The sequence below is a fragment of the Polaromonas sp. genome (assembly GCF_030682935.1).
Classification (GTDB): Bacteria; Pseudomonadota; Gammaproteobacteria; order Burkholderiales; family Burkholderiaceae_C; genus Polaromonas.
On the sequence record NZ_JAUXNA010000120.1, the window covers coordinates 1 to 2,248 of the forward strand.

2 protein-coding genes are annotated in these 2,248 nt (G+C 58.3%); both read left to right on the forward strand.

Going from position 1 to position 2,248, the window contains the following annotated elements:
• A partial coding sequence (locus Q8K05_RS05425) for a VC_2705 family sodium/solute symporter (protein WP_305245498.1) occupies window positions 1-1,673 on the forward strand: 1,673 nt, incomplete at its 5' end.
• A 155-nt stretch (window positions 1,674-1,828) separates the two neighbouring features.
• Window positions 1,829-2,197, forward strand: coding sequence for a 30S ribosomal protein S6 (rpsF, locus tag Q8K05_RS05430; protein WP_305245499.1), 369 nt, complete (start codon window positions 1,829-1,831; stop codon window positions 2,195-2,197).
• Window positions 2,198-2,248: the final 51 nt, after the last annotated feature.

A 2,248-nucleotide genomic window follows, 5' to 3' on the forward strand; every position in this document is an offset into this window, starting at 1 on the left:
AGTTCACGATTCCTGATTTTCTGGGCGAGCGCTACGGCGGGCACTTGCCCCGGCTGATTGGCTTGGGCGCGGCCATCCTGTGCTCGTTCACCTATCTGGTGGCCCAGATTTACGGCGTTGGTCTGATCACGTCCTACCTCACGGGCATCGCGTTTGAGCTTGGGATTTTTCTCGGCCTGGGGGGGATTTTGGTGTGCTCCTTTCTGGGCGGCATGCGCGCCGTCACCTGGACCCAGGTGGCCCAGTACATCATTTTGGTGGCCGCTTACTTGATTCCGGTGGTCTGGTTGTCGGTCAAGCAGACCGGCATTCCGGTGCCGCAGCTGGTCTATGGTTTTCAGCTGGAGAAGGTCACCGCCAAAGAAAAGGAGTTGGCCGTGGATCCCAGGGAACTGGAGGTTCGCGCCCTGTTCAGGCAGCGATCCGAGGCCCTGGCTGAAAAGCTTGAGAATCCGGCGGCGTTTCTGATTGCGGACAAGCTGGCCGCCACCCAAAAGATGGAGGCGTTGAAGGGCGGTAACGCTTCGGTGGCAGAAATTTCCGCTGTCGGCAAAGTGCTCGCCACCCTGCCCAAAGACGAGGCGGCCGCCCGACGAACCTGGACGGCCGCCAAAGCGGCGGCGGACATCAAAACCCAGCCCCTCAATGGCATGCCGGCCCATGCCACCCAGTTTTCGGGCGACCCTGACGGAACGCCCCAGGAAAAAGCGCTTTACGACACCTCGCGCCGGAATTTTCTGGCGCTGATCTTCTGTCTCATGGTGGGCACCTCCGCCTTGCCACACATCTTGATGCGTTACTACACCGTCCCCAGCGTTCGGGAAGCGCGTCAATCCGTCACCTGGTCACTTTTTTTCATCTTCCTGCTGTACTTCACCGCGCCAGCGCTTGCCGTGCTGGTGAAATATGAAATCTTCACGGTGCTGGTCGGTACGCCGTTCGACCAGCTGCCGGAATGGGTCAGTGCGTGGAGCAAGATCGACCCGGCCCTGCTGTCGGTGGCCGATGTCAATAAAGACAATGTCCTGCAACTCAACGAAATGACGATAGGCGGCGACATCATTGTGCTGCTCACGCCCGAACTGGCTGGCCTGCCGTACGTCATTTCAGGGCTGGTCGCTGCGGGCGGGCTGGCGGCCGCGCTCTCTACCGCTGACGGCTTGCTGCTGACCATTGCCAATGCGCTGGGGCATGACTTGTATTACAAGATGATTGATCCCAACGCCTCGACCGTGAGCCGGGTGACGGTGTCCAAAATACTGCTGCTCATCGTTGCCTTGTTTGCGGCCTATGTGGCGGCGCAAAAACCTGCAGACATCCTGTTTTTGGTCTCCGCGGCCTTTTCCTTTGCGGCCGCTTCATTTTTCCCGGCCCTGAGTCTGGGTATTTTCTGGAAGCGTGCGACCGGCAGCGCTGCCGTTCTGGGCATGGTTTCGGGTTTGGCCGTGACCTCGTATTACATGGTCACCACCCAGCCCTGGCTGCGCGCCATCTTCGGCTTCACCTCGCCGATTGAACTGTGGTGGGGGATTGACCCTATTTCTGCCGGTCTTTTTGGCGTGCCGGTTGGCTTTGCCGTGATTGTGCTCGTGAGTCTGGTGACACCGCCGCCCAGTCAAAAGGTGCAGGAACTGGTGGAATACATCCGCTATCCCGACCTCAAAAGCCTTTAGCCGCCGCGTGTGAGTGGGCCGTCAAGGCGCCCTGATGGCGCAACAGCCCGGTCTCTTTCCCGGCCTCGGCTTGCGCCGGGCTATAATCATGGGCTTCGCCTTGCTGCACCCTTAACGACGCTGGGGCAGTTTTCATTCATCCAAAAGGAGAATTTATGCGTCATTACGAGATCGTCTTGCTGATTCACCCGGATCAAAGCGAGCAAGTCCCAGCCATGCTGGAACGTTACAAGGGCATGATTACCGCCGGTGGTGGTACTGTGCATCGTGTGGAAGATTGGGGTCGCCGCCAGCTGGTGTACCTGATCCAGAAACTCGCCAAAGCCCATTACCTCTGCATCAACATCGAAGCCAGCCAGGCCGTGATGGAAGAAATTGAACACGCGTTCAAATTCAATGATGCCGTGCTGCGCCACCTGACCGTGGTCAAGAAAAAGGCTGAAACCGGCCCATCCCTCATGATGCGCAACGTCGAGAGGGAAGAAGCCCGTAAAACCCAACAGGCAGAATACGCAGCCCAATAAGCTGCGTTGCTGTTGAACGAATCACTGCTGCGCCGCCAAGAAAAGTAATAA